Annotated in this window: 16 protein-coding genes and 1 pseudogene; 7 read left to right on the top strand and 10 right to left on the bottom strand. The window is 63.4% G+C overall.

Annotated elements, in window-relative coordinates; translation table 11 throughout:
* Window positions 1–22: 22 nt before the first annotated feature.
* The 5 genes from AC5ZFO_RS16160 to AC5ZFO_RS16140 are packed head-to-tail and all read right to left on the bottom strand — an operon-like array spanning window position 23 to window position 6701.
* A complete protein-coding gene (locus tag AC5ZFO_RS16160; protein ID WP_282522924.1) occupies window positions 23–553 on the bottom strand; it encodes a gluconokinase in 531 nt (176 codons plus the stop codon).
* Window positions 540–1289, bottom strand: a complete 750-nt coding sequence (pgl, locus tag AC5ZFO_RS16155; protein ID WP_282522923.1) for a 6-phosphogluconolactonase — start codon at window positions 1287–1289, stop codon at window positions 540–542. The genes AC5ZFO_RS16160 and pgl overlap by 14 nt, the downstream gene beginning before the upstream one ends.
* The gene (zwf, locus tag AC5ZFO_RS16150) at window positions 1289–2800 is read right to left on the bottom strand and encodes a glucose-6-phosphate dehydrogenase (RefSeq protein WP_282522922.1); all 1512 of its coding nucleotides are present in this window, start codon (window positions 2798–2800) and stop codon (window positions 1289–1291) included. The genes pgl and zwf overlap by 1 nt, the downstream gene beginning before the upstream one ends.
* A gap of 40 nt (window positions 2801–2840) precedes the next feature.
* A complete protein-coding gene (gnd, locus tag AC5ZFO_RS16145) occupies window positions 2841–3839 on the bottom strand; it encodes a phosphogluconate dehydrogenase (NAD(+)-dependent, decarboxylating) (RefSeq protein WP_282522921.1) in 999 nt (332 codons plus the stop codon).
* Window positions 3840–3851: 12 nt separating this feature from the next.
* A complete protein-coding gene (locus AC5ZFO_RS16140; protein WP_496122227.1) occupies window positions 3852–6701 on the bottom strand; it encodes a bifunctional transaldolase/phosoglucose isomerase in 2850 nt (949 codons plus the stop codon).
* A 304-nt stretch (window positions 6702–7005) separates the two neighbouring features.
* Between AC5ZFO_RS16140 and AC5ZFO_RS16135 the strand changes: the two genes are divergently transcribed.
* The 4 genes from AC5ZFO_RS16135 to AC5ZFO_RS16120 all read left to right on the top strand — a co-directional run bounded on the left by AC5ZFO_RS16135 (window position 7006) and on the right by AC5ZFO_RS16120 (window position 12740).
* On the top strand, window positions 7006–7668 hold the full coding sequence (locus tag AC5ZFO_RS16135; protein ID WP_282522919.1) for an STM3941 family protein: 663 nt from the start codon (window positions 7006–7008) through the stop codon (window positions 7666–7668).
* Window positions 7669–7967: 299 nt separating this feature from the next.
* Window positions 7968–9911, top strand: coding sequence for a PrkA family serine protein kinase (locus AC5ZFO_RS16130; RefSeq protein WP_282522918.1), 1944 nt, complete (start codon window positions 7968–7970; stop codon window positions 9909–9911).
* Window positions 9912–9930: 19 nt separating this feature from the next.
* Window positions 9931–11208 carry a YeaH/YhbH family protein gene (locus AC5ZFO_RS16125; protein WP_282523020.1) on the top strand — a complete coding sequence of 426 codons (1278 nt, stop codon included), beginning with the start codon at window positions 9931–9933 and terminating at the stop codon, window positions 11206–11208.
* Window positions 11205–12740, top strand: a complete 1536-nt coding sequence (locus AC5ZFO_RS16120; RefSeq protein ID WP_282522917.1) for a SpoVR family protein — start codon at window positions 11205–11207, stop codon at window positions 12738–12740. Before AC5ZFO_RS16125 ends, AC5ZFO_RS16120 begins: the two co-directional genes overlap by 4 nt.
* A 9-nt stretch (window positions 12741–12749) precedes the next feature.
* Here AC5ZFO_RS16120 and AC5ZFO_RS16115 read toward each other — a convergent pair whose 3' ends face one another.
* From AC5ZFO_RS16115 to AC5ZFO_RS16095, 5 genes and pseudogenes are all read right to left on the bottom strand, one after another.
* Window positions 12750–13193: a DUF1801 domain-containing protein gene (locus tag AC5ZFO_RS16115; protein WP_282522916.1), complete on the bottom strand. Its 444-nt coding sequence runs from the start codon at window positions 13191–13193 to the stop codon at window positions 12750–12752.
* Between the two features lie 2 nt (window positions 13194–13195).
* Window positions 13196–13414 (bottom strand): hypothetical protein, encoded by a 219-nt coding sequence (locus AC5ZFO_RS16110; protein WP_071910157.1) that lies wholly within the window; start codon window positions 13412–13414, stop codon window positions 13196–13198.
* Between the two features lie 44 nt (window positions 13415–13458).
* Window positions 13459–13890 (bottom strand): SRPBCC family protein, encoded by a 432-nt coding sequence (locus tag AC5ZFO_RS16105; protein WP_496122226.1) that lies wholly within the window; start codon window positions 13888–13890, stop codon window positions 13459–13461.
* A complete protein-coding gene (locus AC5ZFO_RS16100; RefSeq protein WP_028147048.1) occupies window positions 13887–14210 on the bottom strand; it encodes an ArsR/SmtB family transcription factor in 324 nt (107 codons plus the stop codon). The genes AC5ZFO_RS16105 and AC5ZFO_RS16100 overlap by 4 nt, the downstream gene beginning before the upstream one ends.
* 151 nt (window positions 14211–14361) lie before the next feature.
* A pseudogene (locus AC5ZFO_RS16095) lies at window positions 14362–14589 on the bottom strand (DsrE family protein); the annotation flags it as partial.
* A 242-nt stretch (window positions 14590–14831) separates the two neighbouring features.
* On the opposite strand from AC5ZFO_RS16095, the gene AC5ZFO_RS16090 reads away from it, so the two are divergent.
* The 3 genes from AC5ZFO_RS16090 to AC5ZFO_RS16080 all read left to right on the top strand — a co-directional run bounded on the left by AC5ZFO_RS16090 (window position 14832) and on the right by AC5ZFO_RS16080 (window position 17755).
* Window positions 14832–15416: an STM3941 family protein gene (locus tag AC5ZFO_RS16090; RefSeq protein WP_282522913.1), complete on the top strand. Its 585-nt coding sequence runs from the start codon at window positions 14832–14834 to the stop codon at window positions 15414–15416.
* A 261-nt stretch (window positions 15417–15677) separates the two neighbouring features.
* Window positions 15678–17294, top strand: coding sequence for an SUMF1/EgtB/PvdO family nonheme iron enzyme (locus AC5ZFO_RS16085; protein ID WP_282522912.1), 1617 nt, complete (start codon window positions 15678–15680; stop codon window positions 17292–17294).
* A gap of 17 nt (window positions 17295–17311) precedes the next feature.
* Entirely contained in the window at window positions 17312–17755 is a 444-nt protein-coding gene (locus AC5ZFO_RS16080; RefSeq protein ID WP_282522911.1) for a DUF4399 domain-containing protein, read from the top strand.
* The last annotated feature ends 104 nt before the right edge of the window (window positions 17756–17859 follow it).

Raw genomic sequence — 17859 nt, 5'->3', positions numbered from 1 at the left:
AGGACCTCAGGGTTTATCGGCCTCAGCGTTTCGCCCCGCTCAGTTTCAATTGCCGCACCACGCCGTCCACGATCGCCTCGACGGATTCGTCGATCGAGACGGTGACGACATGTTCGCCCGCTTCCGGCGGCTCCAGCGTGTCGAATTGGCTCGTCAGGAGTCCGGGCGGCATGAAATGGCCCTTGCGTTGCGCGAGGCGGGCGGCGATCAGCTCTTTGGTGCCCCTCAGGAAGATGAAGCGAACGTCGTCGCGTCCGCGCAGCAGCACGTCGCGATAGGTGTGCTTCAGCGCCGAGCAGGCGATGATGACGTGCTCGCCCTTGTCGCAAACCCGCGCGATCTCGTCGGCGATGGCGTTGAGCCAGGGCCAGCGGTCCTCGTCGGTGAGGGGATGGCCGGCCCGCATCTTCTCGACATTGCTGGCGGGGTGAAAGCTGTCGCCGTCCTCGAAACGCCAGCCGAGCCGCTGCCCGAGCGCCTCCGCAACCGTACTCTTGCCTGAACCCGACACGCCCATCACGATCAACGCACAAGGTGCTTCAACGCCCGCCACGAATTCCCTCCGGAAGCGCGGCCCTATCGACCAGCCAGACGGTCTCACCATTCGAGCGCGCGCGTACAGCCGGCAGAGTCTCGCCATTGAGCAGGCGCGTCAAGATCGGCTGCTTGTCGTGCCCGGCAATCTCGAACAGCATTTCGCGGCAGGAAGCCAAAGCGGGCAGGGTCAGCGAGACCCGCGGCACGAACGGCGCGACATTGGCCTTGGGGACGCCGACCACCCAGCGCATGGTCTCCTCGATCGCGGGGTAGCCGGGGAAGAGCGAGGCGGTGTGGCCGTCCGGGCCCGCGCCCATCAGGACCATGTCGAACAGCGGCCGTGCCGGATCGAGGTTTTTGGCGCCGTAGAAGGACTGAAGCTCGCGCGCATAGGCCTCGGCACCCGCTTCGGGGCTTTCAGCCGTGGTTGGGATCGGGTGAATATGCCCGGACGGCGCATTGCGGTCGAGAAAGGTCGCGCGAGCGACCGCCATGTTGTTGAGGGGATCGCTCGAAGGCACGAAACGCTCGTCACCGATGAACCAGTGCACGCGGTCCCACGGGATCTTGCCGCGATACGCGTCGCTGCCGAGCAATTGATAGAGCTTCTTCGGGCTGGAGCCGCCGGTGAGGCAGATCGCGATCCGCCCGGGATTTGCTGATATCCGCGCCAAAACCCGTTCGGCTGCGGCCTGCGCCAGCGTCTCGGCGTCGGCCTCGACGATCAGCTTCGGCTGGTCGGCCGCTGCCATCACGAATACTTCCGCCAGCTGCGCCCGTCGCGCCGGAGCAGCTCATCGGCGCAGGCCGGGCCGTCGCTGCCGGCGTCATAGGTCTCGATGCCGTTGGTGCCTTCACTTTTCCAGGCATCCAGGAACGGCTGCACCGCCTGCCATCCGGCCTCGATGCCGTCGGCGCGCTGGAACAGGATGTTGTCGCCGATCATGCAGTCGTAGATCAGCGTCTCATAGCCGGTCGAGGGATCGGCTCGGAAATAGTCGCCGTAGCGGAATTTCATCTCGACGCCGTCGATGGTGACGCTCGGCCCCGGAATCTTGGCATTGAACTGGAGCTCGATGGTCTCGGTCGGTGCGATGCCGATGGTGAGAAAGTTCTGCGACAGGCGGTCGACCGTCGTGCCTGAGAACATCGACAGCGGCGCCTGCTTGAACTTGATCGCGACTTCGGTGCGCTTGTGACCCAGCGCCTTGCCGGTGCGCAGATAGAACGGCACGCCGGCCCAGCGCCAATTGTCGATCATCAGTTTCAGCGCGACAAAGGTCTCGGTGGTGCTGCCGGGCTTGACGTCTTCGGTCTTGCGGTAGTCCGCGATCTCGTCATCGCCAATGCGGCCGGCAAGATATTGCGCGCGCACCGAATTTTTAAGCGCTTCCTCGCGGCTCGGCTGCTGAATCGACGTGAGCACTTCGGCCTTCTCGGAGCGCACGGAATGCGCGTCGAAGCGCGCCGGCGGCTCCATTGCGACCAGCGACATCAGCTGGAACAGATGGTTTGGCACCATGTCGCGCAGCGCGCCGGTGGCGTCGTAGAAGCCGCCGCGATGGCCGACGCCGAGCTTCTCCTCCACCGTGATCTGGATGTGGTCGATGTGGTTGCGATTCCAGATCGGCTCGAACATGCCGTTGGCGAAGCGCAGCACCAGGATGTTCTGCACCGTTTCCTTGCCGAGATAGTGATCGATCCGGTAGATCTGGTGCTCGTCCATGATCTTCAGCAGCTCGGCATTCAGCGCCTTGGCCGAGGCGAGGTCGGTGCCGAACGGCTTTTCGATCACGAGCCGCCGCCAGGCGCCGTTCTCCTTCATCATGCCGGTGCGGCCGAGCTCGCGCGCGGTCGGCGCGAACGCGGCAGGCGGCGTTGCCAGATAGAACAGTCGGTTGCCGCCGGTGTCCTGCGCGCATTCCAGCGAATCCAGATGCTCGCGCAGGCGGTCGAAGGAGGGTGGATCCTTCGGATCGGCCTCGACGAAGGTCACGCATTCCAGCAGCCTCGTGGCGATGTCGTCGTCCACGGGACGGGTCGCGAACTGGCGCAGGCCCTTCAACAGGCCGTCGCGCAGCTCGTCATCCGACTGGCGGTTGCGGGCCACGCCGACGACGCAAAACTTCTCCGGCAACAGGTGCTCGGCGGCGAGATTGTAGAGCGACGGCATCACCAGCCGATGGGTGAGGTCACCGGTGACGCCAAAGATGACGAAGGCGCAATTTTCAGGCTTGCGCTTGGCTTGCGGGTCTTTTGTCACGAATGATCGGCCTTCGCTCTGTTACTTGTGACTTCGGCTTTTATTTGGGTTTCGAAGCGCCCGGCTGCTTCGGCTCCTTGTGGCCGCCGAAACCCGCGCGCATCGCGGAGAGAATTTTTTCGGCGAAGGTGTGTTCCTTGCGGGAACGGAAACGTGTGTAGAGGGCCGCGGTCAAAACTTCGGCCGGCACAGCCTCGTCGATTGCCGCATTCACGGTCCAGCGGCCTTCGCCGGAATCCTCGACGAAGCCGGAATATTCCGCGAGTGCAGGGCTGTCGGCGAGCGCCGTCGAGGTGAGGTCGAGCAGCCAGGACGGGATCACACTGCCGCGCCGCCATACCTCGGCGATGTCGGCGAGGTCGAAATCGTACCGATGATCCGCCGGCAAAGCCTCGATGTTGGCATTCTTGAGGATGTCGAAACCTTCGGCATAGGCCTGCATCAGGCCGTATTCGATGCCGTTGTGGATCATCTTGACGAAATGGCCGGCGCCCACGGGACCTGCGTGGATGTAGCCCTGCTCGATGCGGGGATCGCGCCCCTCACGTCCCTCCGTGCGCGGAATGTCGCCGGCGCCGGGCGCCAGCGCGGCGAAGATCGGATCGAGCCGGTCGACCACTTGCTTCTCGCCGCCGATCATCATGCAATAGCCGCGGTCGAGGCCCCAGACGCCGCCCGAGGTGCCGACGTCGACATAATGGATGCCGCGTTCCTTCAGCGCCTTGCCGCGGCGGACATCGTCCTGCCAGAACGTGTTGCCGCCGTCGATGATGACGTCGCCGGCCTGCATCACGCCCGCGATGGTGTCGATCGTCGTCTCGGTGATGTGGCCGGCAGGCAGCATCACCCAGGCCGTGCGCGGCCGCTCCAGTTTGGCGACAAAATCTTCCAGCGTCGCCGCGCCCTGTGCGCCATCCGCGGCGAGACCCGCGACGGCCTTGGCGTCCTTGTCGTAGACCACGGTCGTATGGCCGTGACGCATCACGCGGCGAACGATGTTGCCGCCCATCCGGCCGAGGCCGATCATGCCGAGTTGCATCGAGAGATTCCCTTAGTTCAGCGCAGCATTAAGCGCCGCGTTGAGCGCCGCGAGACCTTTCTTGAGCCCGCCCTTGAGGTGGACCCGGAGCGCGCGCCGGCCGCGCTCGGTGAGCACGTCGAAGTCGCCGCGCGCCTGCGCGGCCTTGATCACGCCGAAGCTCGCCTTCTGGCCCGGCACCGACAAGTCCTTGGCATCGTCGGCCGTGATCTGGAGAAACACGCCGCTGTCGGGCCCGCCCTTGTAGGCCTGCCCGGTCGAATGCAGGAAGCGCGGTCCGAACTCGGCGCAGGTCGCGACATGACGCTTCTCGCGCACTTCGAGACGCATCGCCTGGAGTGCGTCGATCGTCGCCTTGTCGCGCGCGATGTAGCCGAGCAGGGCGACATAGTCGCCATGGTTGGAGCGGGAGAGATGCGCCTTCAGCCACGAGGTGAGGTCGCCGTTGGCGCCGGCGGCGCGCAGCGCCGTGGCGTTGGCCTCGTCGGTGTAGAGATCGGCCTCGTCGGTGCTGACCACCGGCTGTTCGGCCGGCAATGCGCCAGTTTTCTCGAACGACGCGGTGAGCTCGCGGGTCTTGATCTTGGCCGCTTCCACATCCGGCTGGTCGAACGGGTTGATGCCGAGGATGCTGCCCGCCACCGCCGTCGCCATCTCGAAGCGGAAGAACTCCTGGCCGAGATGGTCGATCGATTTCATCACGATGCGCACGACGGGATGGCCGGCCGCTTCGATCGCGGCAAGCTGCGAGTCATGCGCGGCGTCCGCTTCGCCTTCGGTGCGGATGTCGATGAAGAAGCGGTCGTTGCCGTAGAGCGCAGGCTCGCCCAGCGGCTCGCCGGCGATCGGGATCAGACCCTTGCCTTCCTTGCCGGTCGATTCCGCGATCAGCTGTTCGGCCCAGGCGCCGAAATCGGCGATCTTCTTCGACGACAGGATCGTCACCTTGTCGCGGCCTTCGAGGCCGGCGAGGCCCATCGCAAGCCCGAGCTGGACGCCCGGGTTCTCACTTGGCGGCACGTCGGGTCCGCAGGAGCGGGCCATGGAGAGCGCGTGTTTGATCAGCGTCTTGACGTCGATGCCCGCGGTTGCCGCCGGCACCAGGCCGAACGGCGAGAGCACCGAATAGCGGCCGCCGATCGAGGGTTCGCCATGGAAGATGCGGGCGTAGTTGAGGCTCTTTGCCGCCTTCTCCAGCGACGAGCCGGGATCGGTCACCGCGATGAAGCGGTGGCCGGTTTTCACTTTCGGCCCGACCGCCTGTGCGACGCGTTCGTGGAAATAATCCTTCATCGCGTTCGGCTCGGTGGTCCCTCCGGATTTGCTGGACACGATGAACACGGTGTTGGCGATGTCGATCCTGGCCTCCATTGCCCGAACCTGTGCCGGATCGGTGGAATCCAGCACGTGCAATTTCGGGAAGCCGGACTTCCGCGCAAAAGTCTCGGCCAGCACCTCGGGGCCAAGGCTCGATCCGCCCATGCCGAGCACGACGGCATCGGAGAACTTTTGGCCCTTCACGCGGCTCGCATAGTCCTCATAGTCGGCGACGTCGGCCTTCGCCGCGCTGTCGAGCCAGCCAAGCCATTTGTCCTCGTCGGCGCCGGTCCAGACCGATTTGTCGCGCTGCCACAGCCTGCGGATCTTCGCCGACGCGCGCCATTCCTCGGTGCTCTTCGCCACCGCCTTGCCGAGGCCGTCGCCGAGCGAGAGAAGCTGGTGGTCGATCGCGGGCCCGAGCACGGTCGCCCGCTTGTGGGCGACGGCGCCATAGAGCTTGTCGGCGGCATCGGCGAACTGCTTGACACCGTCCTTGACGAGTTCCTCGGTGATTGCCTCGAGCGAGACGCCGGAGCGCTCCAGCTCGTCCAGCACGCGGCGGGCGTCGTCGACATTCTCTTCCAGGCTGTCGCGCGGCTTGCCGTGGTCGCGGAACGCGTCGAGCGTCGCCGGCGGCACGGTATTGACGGTGTCGGGGCCGATCAGCTCCTCGACATAGAGGACGTCGCTGTAATCCTTGTTCTTGGTGCCGGTGGAGGCCCACAGCATCCGCTGCGGCTTGGCGCCCTTGGCAGCAAGCTTGTCCCAGCGCGGGCCGGAAAACAGGCGCTTGTAATCCTGGTAGGCGACCTTGGCGTTGGCGATCGCGACCTTGCCCTTCAGCGCGGCGAGCCGCTCCTTCTCGGATGGATCGTTGGCGCGGGCGATCTTCTCGTCGAGCTGCTTGTCGACGACCGAGTCGATGCGGCTGACGAAGAAGCTCGCGACGCTCGCCACGTGCGACGGGTCGCCGCCGCCGGCGACGTATTTTTCCAGACCGGCGAGATAAGCCTCGGCGACCTGGAGGTAGACGTCCCTGGCGAACAACAGCGTGATGTTGATGCTGATGCCGTCGCCGATCAGCGTTTCGATCGCCGGCAGGCCCTCCGGCGTCGCCGGCACCTTCACCATCAGGTTCTTGCGATCGACATCCTTCCAGAGCCGCCGCGCCTCGGCGACCGTGCCCGCGGTGTCCATCGCCAGATAGGGCGAGACTTCCAGGCTGACATAGCCGTCGCCGCCCCTCAGGCGGTCATAGACCGGGCGGAGCACGTCCGCGGCATTCTGGATGTCCTCGATCGCGACGGCCTCGAACAGGTCGGCCACGGTCCGGTCGCCGCGCTTCAGCGCCTTGCCGATCGGAGCATCATACTCGTCCGAGCTGCCGATCGCCTTCTCGAAGATCGACGGGTTGGAGGTGACGCCCTTGACGCCGTCGGTGTCGATCAGCCGCTTCAGGTCGCCCTTGGCGATGAAGCCACGGGCCAGGAAGTCGAGCCAGACGGCTTGTCCGTGCTTTTCCAGTTCTTTGACGGGATTCATGATGTTTATTTATCTCCAAGCCTGCGGGCGAGGGGTTTCCGCCCCGGTCCTGACGCGCTATCCTCTAGCCTACATGCTCCCGGGAGGGAACCAATCAAGGGGATAGGCGTCTTACCCTCCAGTGTAACTCCGTCGCGATCATGGCGATCCAGGCGGAAGTAGCCGTGTTGCGTAAAAAGTCGTCGGCCGGAGCAGTGGCCAGGGGCTCGTTGCGCAACGTAGCCGCTTCGTCTCGTCAGCCCAGTCTGCGTGGAGTGTCATCAGCGGATTACGGTCCGCCTGATAGATCGTCGCTCGGCCGCGAATGGCCATGCTGGGGAAGAGCATGCACTCACATCATGACCGTCTGACGCTCGCTGTTGCCGACAGCCCGCAATCGGTTGCGCCGGCCGCATGCGTCGATGCGACCCACGATCTGGAAATCAGTCCATGTACGACCCAGCTGCGGCTGCTGGTCGCGGCGGGCTTCGCAATGACCCTGTTCAGTGCGACCCTTGCCTTCGACTGGTGGGACGGTCTGGGCGACTACGATACGACGGTCGGCTATGCCGGCGTCGTGCTGTTCGGCCTGGTGACCGGCCGGCTGATCTGGCTGCTGCCCGCCGAACGGGGACCGGTGGTGATCGTCACCCCCTATGGCATCCGCGACCTCCGCATCGGCAACGAATTTCTGCTGTGGGACTCGATTGCGGAGGTTTCGACTGAGGAAGGCCGCGGCCACAAGGCGATCGTGCTGACGCTGACGCCGGCCTTGCAGCGGCAGCTCTGCACCATCAGCACCTTGGCGCCCCGCGCGGAGAACGAACGGCAGAATGAACGGATTGTCATCCGCTCCGAGGGGTTGGCGACCGATTTTGATACACTGCTGCGCGCTTGCCGCGATTGTCATGCTGCGAGCGCTGCGCGCACCGCATTGCAGCAGGAAGATGAACGCGGCACGCAAGGCTTCGCCGTACAAGCGTCATAAGATTGCCGCTCGCAGATCGCCCCATGTTGCAGTGCCGGATGGGCTCATCCCCGGTAATGCCCGGATGTTGCGACCAAGTGACATTTTCTGGAAATGAGCGAAGATAGATACAGATTCGCACAAATTACAGGCATGTGCCTGTTCGTAACTCAATGAGTGCCTACGTTGTGCGTTGCGTCGTGTCGGCACCCGGGTGTCCAATGATCGTCATGTGCTCACGCTGATTCGAAATGGCCTGAGGAACGGTCCGGTAACTGCTTTCGTTTCAGCTTGTAGCGGAACTCACGCGGAGAGGGATCATGTATAACGATTCTCTATTCAACGCTTTCGCTAAGTCGTTCGAGGCGAGAAGCCAACACGACATGTCGATGGCGGAATATCTGGAATCGTGTCGAAGCGATCCCATGAAATACGCGAACGCGGCCGAGCGACTGCTAGCAGCCATCGGTGAGCCCCAGACGATTGACACGGCCAAGGACCCACGCCTTGGCCGTATTTTTTTGAACCGCACCATCCGGACCTATCCGGCCTTCGCGGGCTTCTACGGCATGGAAGAAACCATCGAGCGCATCGTCGGTTTCTTCCGCCACGCGGCGCAGGGCCTCGAAGAGCGCAAACAGATCCTCTATCTGCTCGGCCCCGTCGGCGGCGGCAAATCCTCGCTCGCCGAGCGGCTCAAGTCGCTGATGGAAGTGCAGCCGATCTACGTGCTCAAAGCCGGCGATGAACTCTCGCCCGTGTTCGAAAGTCCGCTCAGCCTGTTTGATCCCGATCATCTCGGGCCGATGCTGGAGGAGAAGTACGGCATTCCGCGCCGGCGTCTCACCGGCCTGATGAGCCCGTGGTGCTACAAGCGGCTGGAAGCCTTCGGCGGCGACATTTCTCAGTTCAGAGTCGCAAAAATCCAGCCGTCGCGGCTGCGCCAGATCGCGGTCTCCAAGACCGAGCCTGGTGACGAGAACAACCAGGACATCTCGTCGCTGGTCGGCAAGGTCGATATCCGCAAGCTCGAGACCTACGCGCAGAACGATCCCGACGCCTACAGCTATTCGGGCGGCCTCAATCGCGCCAACCAGGGCATCCTTGAATTCGTCGAGATGTTCAAGGCGCCGATCAAGATGCTGCACCCGCTGCTCACCGCAACGCAGGAGGGCAACTACATCGGCACCGAGAATATCGGCGCGATCCCCTTCACCGGCGTGATCCTCGCGCACTCGAACGAAGCCGAGTGGTCGAGCTTCAAGGCCAACAAGAACAACGAGGCCTTCATCGACCGCATCTGCGTGATCAAGGTGCCGTACTGCCTCCGGGTCACCGAAGAGCAGAAGATCTACGAAAAGCTGATCCAGGGCTCGGAGCTGGCGGCCGCGCCGTGCGCACCCTCGACCCTGGAGACGCTGGCGCGGTTCTCGGTGATGTCGCGCCTGCGCAAGCACGAGAACTCCACGCTGTTCGGCAAGATGCGGGTCTATGACGGCGAGAGCCTGAAGGAATCCGATCCTAAGGCACGGAGCGTCCAGGAATATCGCGATGCCGCCGGCGTCGACGAAGGCATGGACGGCGTCTCCACCCGATTTGCCTTCAAGATCCTGGCTGCGACCTTCAACCACGATCCGCAGGAAGTCGCTGCCGACGCCGTGCATCTGATGTACGCGCTGGAGCAGTCGATCCGCCGCGAGCAGCTCCCGGAGGAAGTCGAGAAGCGCTATCTCGAATTCATCAAGGCGGACCTGGCGCCGCGCTACGCCGAGTTCATCGGCAACGAGATCCAGAAGGCCTATCTCGAATCCTACTCCGATTACGGCCAGAATCTGTTCGACCGCTACGTCGACTACGCCGATGCCTGGATCGAGGATCAGGACTTCAAGGATGCCGACACCGGCCAGCTGCTCGATCGCGAGCTTTTGAACCAGGAACTGACCAAAATCGAGAAGCCGGCGGGTATCGCCAACCCGAAGGACTTCCGCAACGAGGTGGTCAAATTCTCGTTACGGTCGCGGGCCCAGAATGGCGGCAAGAATCCGACCTGGATTTCCTACGAGAAGATTCGCGACGTGATCGAAAAGCGGATATTCTCGCAGGTCGAGGACCTGCTTCCGGTCATTTCCTTCGGGTCGAAGAAGGACGGCGAGACGGAGAAGAAGCACGGCGAGTTCGTCGCACGCATGGTGGAGCGCGGCTACACCGAGCGTCAGGTTCGCCGGCTCGTCGAATGGTACATGCGTGTGAAGCAGGCCGGTTGAGGCGGATGGAAAAGTGCCCATTCACATTATTGACAGGCGCCTGAATCCAGGCGGCAAGAGTCTTGAGAACCGGCAGCGGTTCTTGCGTCGGGCCAAATCCCTGGTGCAGGGCGCCGTCAAGAAGACCTCGCAGGAACGCGACATCAGGGACGTCCTGGAGGGTGGTGAGGTCACCATACCGCTCGACGGCATGCATGAGCCGCGTTTCCGCCGTGAAGGCGGAACGCGCGACATGGTATTGCCCGGGAACAAGAAGTTCATCGAGGGCGACTACCTCCAGCGATCCGGCCAGGGCAGCGCCAAGGACTCAGGTCCCGGCGAAGGCGACAGCGAGGACGCGTTCCGCTTTGTGCTCAGCCGCGACGAGTTCGTTGATCTGTTCCTCGACGACCTCGAGCTGCCCGATCTTGCCAAGCGCAAGATCGCGCAGACCGAGAGCGAGGGCATCCAGCGCGCCGGCTACACCACGTCCGGCTCTCCCGCCAACATCTCGGTCAGCCGGACGGTGAAGCTCGCGCTGGCGCGCCGCATCGCGCTCAAGCGTCCCCGCAAGGAGGAGATCGAGGAGCTGGAAGCCGCGATCGCGGCGTGCACCGACGAGGACGAGCGTGTGGTGCTGCTCGCCGAGCTCGAAAAGCTGAAGGCGAAGACCAAGCGCATTCCCTTCGTCGATCCGCTCGATATCCGCTACCGCCGCTACGAGAAGGTGCCGCGGCCGGTCGCGCAGGCGGTGATGTTCTGCCTGATGGACGTCTCCGGCTCGATGTCCGAGCACATGAAGGATCTCGCCAAGCGCTTCTACATGCTGCTCTACGTGTTCCTGAAGCGGCGCTACAAGCATGTCGAGATCGTCTTCATCCGCCACACCGACCGCGCCGAGGAGGTGGACGAGCAGACCTTCTTCTACGGTCCGGCCTCGGGCGGCACGCTGGTCTCCAGCGCGCTCAACGCGATGCACGAGATCGTACGCGAGCGTTTTAATCCGGCGGACTGGAACATCTACGCCGCGCAAGCCTCCGACGGCGACAATTCCTATTCCGACGGCGAGCTCACGGGCATGCTGCTGACCGACAAGATCCTGCCGGTCTGCCAGTTCTTTGCCTATCTCGAGGTCGGGGAGTCCGGCGGCAGCGCCTTCGATCTCTCCGACTCCTCGCTCTGGACCCTCTACGACCGCCTGCGCAACAGCGGTGCATCGCTCTCGATGCGCAAGGTCAGCGAGCGCAGCGAGATCTTCCCGGTGTTCCACGATCTATTCCAGCGCCGCGAAACTTCCCAGGAGAAAGCCGCTCCATGACGGAACGCTTGTTCGAAGGCGCCGATTGGGATTTTCACACCTTGCAGCGCATCACCGATGCCTGCGAGGAGGTGGCGACGAAGGATCTCGGGCTCGACGTCTATCCGAACCAGATCGAGGTCATCACCGCCGAGCAGATGCTGGATGCCTACTCGTCCGTCGGCATGCCGCTGTTCTACAAGCACTGGTCGTTCGGCAAGCACTTCGCGTTCCACGAGGCCTCGTATCGCAAGGGCCTGATGGGGCTTGCCTATGAGATCGTGATCAACTCCTCGCCCTGCATCTCCTATCTGATGGAGGAGAACACGGCGACGATGCAGACGCTGGTGATCGCCCACGCCGCCTTCGGCCACAACCACTTCTTCAAGAACAACTATCTGTTCAAGCAGTGGACCGACGCCGACGGCATTCTGGACTATCTCGACTTTGCCAAGAACTACGTGATGACCTGCGAGGAGCGCTACGGCCGCGTCGAGGTCGAGCGCACCCTGGATGCCGCGCATGCGCTGATGTCGCACGGCATCGACCGCTATCCCGGCAAGAAGAAGCTGGATCTGCGCGCCGAGGAGAAGCGGGCGGGGCGCCGCCGTCAGCACGAGGAGGAGGTCTTCAACGACCTCTGGCGCACCGTGCCGAAGGGCGCGTCGAAGACCCGCTCCGCGCTCAGCATCGAGCGCCGCCGCAAGCTGCTCGGCCTGCCGCAGGAAAACCTGCTCTACTTCCTGGAGAAGAGCGCGCCGCGGCTGGCGCCCTGGCAGCGCGAGCTTTTGCGCATCGTCCGCCACATCGCGCAATATTTCTATCCGCAGAGCCAGACGAAGGTGATGAACGAGGGGACGGCGACCTACGTCCACTATCGCATCATGACCAAGCTGCATCAGCAAGGCCGCATCACCGACGGCAACTTCCTCGAATTCCTGGGATCGCACACCAATGTGGTGTTCCAGCCCGAATTCGACGACCAGCGCTTCTCCGGCTTCAACCCCTATGCGCTCGGCTTCGCCATGATGCAGGACATCGAGCGCATCGTCACCAATCCAGCGGACGAGGACCGCGAATGGTTCCCTGACATCGCCGGAAAGAACGACGTGATGGGCGTGCTGCGCGACGTCTGGGCCAATTACCGCGACGAAAGCTTCATTGCCCAGTTCCTGAGCCCGAAGCTGATGCGGCAACTCCGCATGTTCCATCTCCACGACGATCCCGAAGAGCGCGCCGGCATCCGCGTCGATGCCATCCACGACGAGCGCGGCTTCCGCCGCGTGCGGCGCGAGTTGGCGCGGCAGCACGATGTCGGCTACATCGATGCCAACATCGAGGTGGTCGACGTCGATCTCTCAGGCGACCGCCGGCTGATCCTGCATCACCACGTCATCAAGGGCTCGCAGCTCAACGAGACCGACGCCAAGCGCGTGCTCCAGCACCTCGCCGATCTCTGGACTTACGACGTCTCACTGATCGAGGTCGATGCCAACGACAAGGTCCTGCGCGAGTATGTCGTAAGCCCGCGCCCGATCCCGGCGGCGGCCTGAGGCGGCTGGCTACGCCGAACGCTTTGCGGGCTTCTTCCTGGCCTTGGACGCATTCAGCTCCACGCCCGCGCGAATGAGCGCCTTCAACGCCTTCTCGTTGATCTTTTCGCCTTCGCCAATGTCGATCGCGCGGCGGACGTTTCCCTCGAGGCTCGAATTGAACAGGCCGGCCGGGTCGTCCAGCGCCGCGCCCTTGGCAAAAGTCAGCTTCACGACGGCCTTGTAGGTCTCGCCGGTGCAGATGATGCCGTCGTGCTCCCACACGGGAACGCCGCGCCATTTCCATTCCTCGACGACATCAGGATCGGCCTCCTTGATCAGGCCGCGGATGCGCCCCAGCATCTCGCCGCGCCAGTCGCCGAGCTCCTTGATCCGGCCGTCGATCAGCTTGGAAGGCGAAGCGCCGTCCGTCTTGGTCGCGCTGCTTGTCTTCGCGGTCACAGCCTTCTTCATGATCACGCCTCTTGCCGCGCGCCGCTGCGGCGGCTGACATAGGGCAGCGCGAACATGTAGAGCCCGGTCGCGAGCAACGGAATCAGCGGGACGAATGCCAGCAGCCCGATCCACGTGGCCTGGATTTGCAGCGTCAGGGCAACAATGTTCGCGATCACGGCGAGCGTGAAAGCGATGGACAGCCAGCGATGGATCTGTCGAACCCACATATTCCCGGTCAATGAGACCTCCTCTTGAGATGTTCGAATGAAAGCCGGCGAGGGACCTAGTCAGCCCGCGCCAGCACCTGGTCCAGCCTGGCGAAAAACTGCTTCCAGCCGGCATGCGCGCCGCCATAGGCCTGCTTCTGCGTCGGGCTGCAGCCCGCCTGCTCGACGCGCAAATGCGTGCCCGCGTTCGTCGGTGTCAACGTGAAGGTCACCACGCTTTTCAGATCGAACGCCGCGTCCTCATGCGAGAAATTCCAGGTATATGCCAGCGCGCGCCGCGGCTCGATGGTGAGGACCTCGCAGTCCAGCACGCCGCCCCATTCGCCGCGAAGATTGAAGCGATGACCGACGACCGGCTTGAAGTCGTTCTTCATCAGCCATTCCTCGATCAAATGCGGCTGCGTCAGCGCGCGCCAGATCCGTTCGGCCGGAAAGGCAAATTCGCGCTCGATCACCACGGAGCGCATCTCGGCGGCAGCTTCGGTCATTGGTCCATCCTCTTCAGGAGATCGTCGAGAGCGTCGAGCCGGTTCTGCCAGAAGCCGGCCATCTGGCCGGTCCAGTCGATCAGCGGATTGAGCGCGCCGGGCTGCGCGCTGTAATGGGTCTGGCGTCCTGCATGGCGGTCGCGCACCAGCCCGGCCTGCTTCAGCGCGCCGAGATGTTTCGAGACCGCCGGCTGGGAAACGCCCGATGTCGCGGTCAGTGCCCCGACCGTCTGCTCGCCCTCCCGGCACAGCCGCTCGAAGATCGCCCTCCGGGTCGGATCGGCGAGCGTCCTGAACAGAAGATCGTGCGCGGCGGACATGTGAAACCCATAACCCATAAGTTATGGATAGACTCATAACCGTAAAGTTATGGGTAAGTCAAGCGCGATGGGAGGATGTGGCGTTCGGTGGCCATATCCACCTTCATTGCGCTCGCAATGACGGAGAATGTGGCGGCGCCGCGCGCAGTGCCTAAGGCCGCAGGTAGAGATAACCCTGCGACTGGAGCTCGGCCAAGCGGACCACGCCGCCTTTCTCCGCGCTGACGAAGCCCGGCAGCAAACCCGCCAGCGTGACGTTCTGCGCCTTCGTGGTGTTGGCGCACGCCGCGAGCTCGACACCTTCCCTGGAGAAATCGCCGACGCGCTTGCCGACGTCGGGATTGGCCTGCGCCCGGTGAAACGCCTTCATCGGCGGCCCCTGCGCCAGCCGTACGATCGCCGACTTGTCATGATCGCACCCGGCGCGTGAACCATTGCTGGCTCGCATCGGAGGACGGTGGGAGCCGACTGGCGGTTAGTCGCAAGCCGAACGCCACGCGTTCAAGTGCCGATGCCTTGCCTTCCCGTGGGGAGCCTCGCGCAAGGTTCCAGTCCTAATGACTTGGAAGACGGGGCGTTCGTAAACCCTGGGTTGTCGCAAAAGGCTGGTGGCGGTCGAACATGTCCGTAGGTCAGAACTTGCCCAACATTACGATCGGCTATTCCCGGGGACGGCTGCTGATGTCTTTCGGCGCCTGTCTGCTGCTGACGCTGCTCTGTGCTGCGCTCGCATTCATGTGGCAGCAAGGCAAGAACATCACCACGTTCGAGGTCGCCGCCTGCTATGTCGGAGCGGTGTTTTTCGGCCTCGCGACCTTCAGGATGCTCTGGAGGTTGATCTCCGCCAGGTCGCCGGTCGTCTTCATCAGCCGCGTCGGCATTCGCGACACCAGGCTCGCCGACGAGACCATCGCCTGGAGCTCCGTGCGGAAGATACAGATCTGGGAGCAGCGCGTGCAGAAGTTCGTGGTGCTCAAGGTCGATCCCCTTGTCGCCGGGCGATTCTCCGGGGGCTTCCTGAGGCGTGCCTTGTCGCTGATGAACAAGACGCTTGGCGCTGACGGCGTGATCGTCAATGCGGGCGGCCTGACCATGGACGTCAAGACATTGCTCGAGACCTGCAAGCAATATTGGGGGGCCGGACGACCGGTCGCTTCGGAGCACTCCGTGCCGGAGCCTGAACCGGAGCCCGAGGCTGTCAGCTGAAGCCGCCGAGGCATCGCCGGCATCGGGAAAAATGCCGCGCATCGCAGCGGCGGTCGAATCAGGCATCGGCGGCGCTGCAGGGTCGTCGCGCAAGCCTTAGTCCGCTGTCGGTCCGAGAAGGTTCAATCCTTGCGGCGATTCTGCCCGGGAACTCGGCGCCGCTGATTTCTACGAGATTGTCGCGGATCATCAATGTGATAGTCTTCACAGACAGCTGAAATTCGACGTCGTAAGCTCACCCGCGTTTGTGGAGTTCCCGCGATGGGCGAGATTCGTAACTTCAGATCCGGAAATCATGACGAGCCGCCGCCACACGGCTCGATGCCTCGTCGTCTCGCCGCAATCATCGTTGGTGACATCGCCTCCTACAGCCGCTTGATGCAGGCCGACGAGGAAGGCACGCATGTTCGCGTCAAGCGGATCGAGCGGGATCTCATCCAGCCCAGCATCGTCGAACACCACGGGGCGTTGGTGAAGACGACGGGAGACGGCTTCATCGCGATCTTCGACAGTCCCGTCGAGGCCGTTCGCTGCAGCATCGTCATTCAGCAGAATCTCGTCGGGCGCAACGCTTCGCTTCCGAAGGACTCCCGGATCGAATATCGGATTGGCGTCAATCTTGGCGACGTCATCGTGGAGCCGGACGATATCTACGGCGATGGCGTCAACATCGCGACGCGCATCGAGGGTATCGCCGAGCCCGGTCAGGTCTATATCTCCGGCGCGATCTACGAGCAGATCAAGCACAAGGTGGTGTGCGGCTATGAGTCGCTCGGCGATCGCAAGGTCAAGAACATCACCGATCCGGTGCGCGTCTATCGCGTGCTGCCGGACGCAGATGCGGTCGGGAGGACGCGAGGCCGGCGCGAGAATACCCTGATCTTCCTTCTGGGCGTCACGCTCCTCGTGATCGCTTCCGGTGTGCTGTGGTATCTGCTGGCGCAGCCGTCGGGCAGGGTGAAGGAGCAGGCCGCCGCGCCGACTGTTGCTCCGGTCGCATCACCGAGCCCGCAACCTGCACCGCGAGAAGCAGCGACGCAAACGCCGCAGCCGTCTCCTTCATTGGCGGCACCGTCTCCATCGCCCGCTCCGGCGGCAAGTGCTTCGGCTTCAAGTGCTCCGGCGCCAAGTGCTTCGGCTTCAAGTGCTTCGGCGCCAAGTGCTTCGACGTCAAGTCCAGCACCAAGCCCATCGGCCACGCCGTTCCGCGAACCCGAGATGATCGCCATTCGCGGCGGCAGCTTCGCGATGGGCAGCAATGACGACCCGACCGAACGTCCCGTCCACCAGGTCACGGTCAAGCCGTTCTCGATCGGCAAATATCCGGTGACCGTGCGGGAATGGAACGAATGCGCGGCTGCAAAGGCGTGCGGCTTCACCGCCATCGGCAAGGACGATGCGCCGATCAGCAATGTGAGCTGGACCGACGCGCAGCAATATGCGGCCTGGCTCGCGCGGACCACGAAGAAGTCGTATCGGCTTCCGAGCGAAGCCGAATGGGAATACGCCGCGCGCGGCGGGACGCAGACGAAATATTGGTGGGGCGACAAGCTCCAGCCGGGTATGGCGGGATGCAAGGATTGCGGTGACCTCGCGGTCGAGCAGCCGGCGAAGGTCGGCAGCTTCAAGCCGAATCCGTTCGGCCTCCACGACATGGGCGGCGGTGTCGATCAGTGGGTTGAGGACTGCTGGCGCAGGACCTATCAGGGCGCACCCGGTGACGGCTCGGCATGGTCCGGCGGGGACTGCTCGTCGCATGTGCTGCGCTCGGGTTCATGGAAGAACGATTCGAGATACGTGAGGCCGTCCAACCGCGATGGCTACGATACCAATGTTCGTTATCCGACGCATGGATTCCGCGTTGCTCTAAGTCCTTAGGTGGTGGAGCCATTTCGATGCAGATCATTCGTTGCGCCGCCCTGGCGATGGCGCTCGCATTGCTCCCAGGCGTCGCCTATCCGCAGGGCAAGACCGCTCCCAAGGACACCAAGCTTTATTTCATCACCCCGCGTGACGGGCAGAAGGTTCGCGGCGCGTTCTGGGTCCGGTTCGGCTTGCGCAACATGGGCGTGACGCACGCCGGCGACGAGTACCAGAACGCCGGCCATCATCATTTGCTGGTCGACGTCAACGATCCCATCGATCCCAAGGAGCCAATCCCGCAGGACAAGTCGCATCTGCACTTTGGGGCGGGGCAGACCGAAACCCAGCTCGAACTTCCACCCGGGACGCACACGCTGCAATTGGTGCTGGGCGACGCGAAGCACTATCCGTTCGAGCCGCCTGTCGTATCGGACAAGATCACCATACGTGTCAGGCAGCCCGCTTCAGCGCGCTAGCCGGTCTGAACGAATCGACGTTGGCTTCGGTATGCGAACCATCTCCGGCGTCATTGCGAGCGTAGCGAAGCAATCCAGACTCTTGCCGCGGAAAGATTCTGGAT

The sequence above is a fragment of the Bradyrhizobium sp. Unk1 genome, from assembly GCF_059512345.1.
Note: the sequence above shows the minus strand (reverse complement) of the source record. Positions and strands in the feature narration are given on the sequence as shown.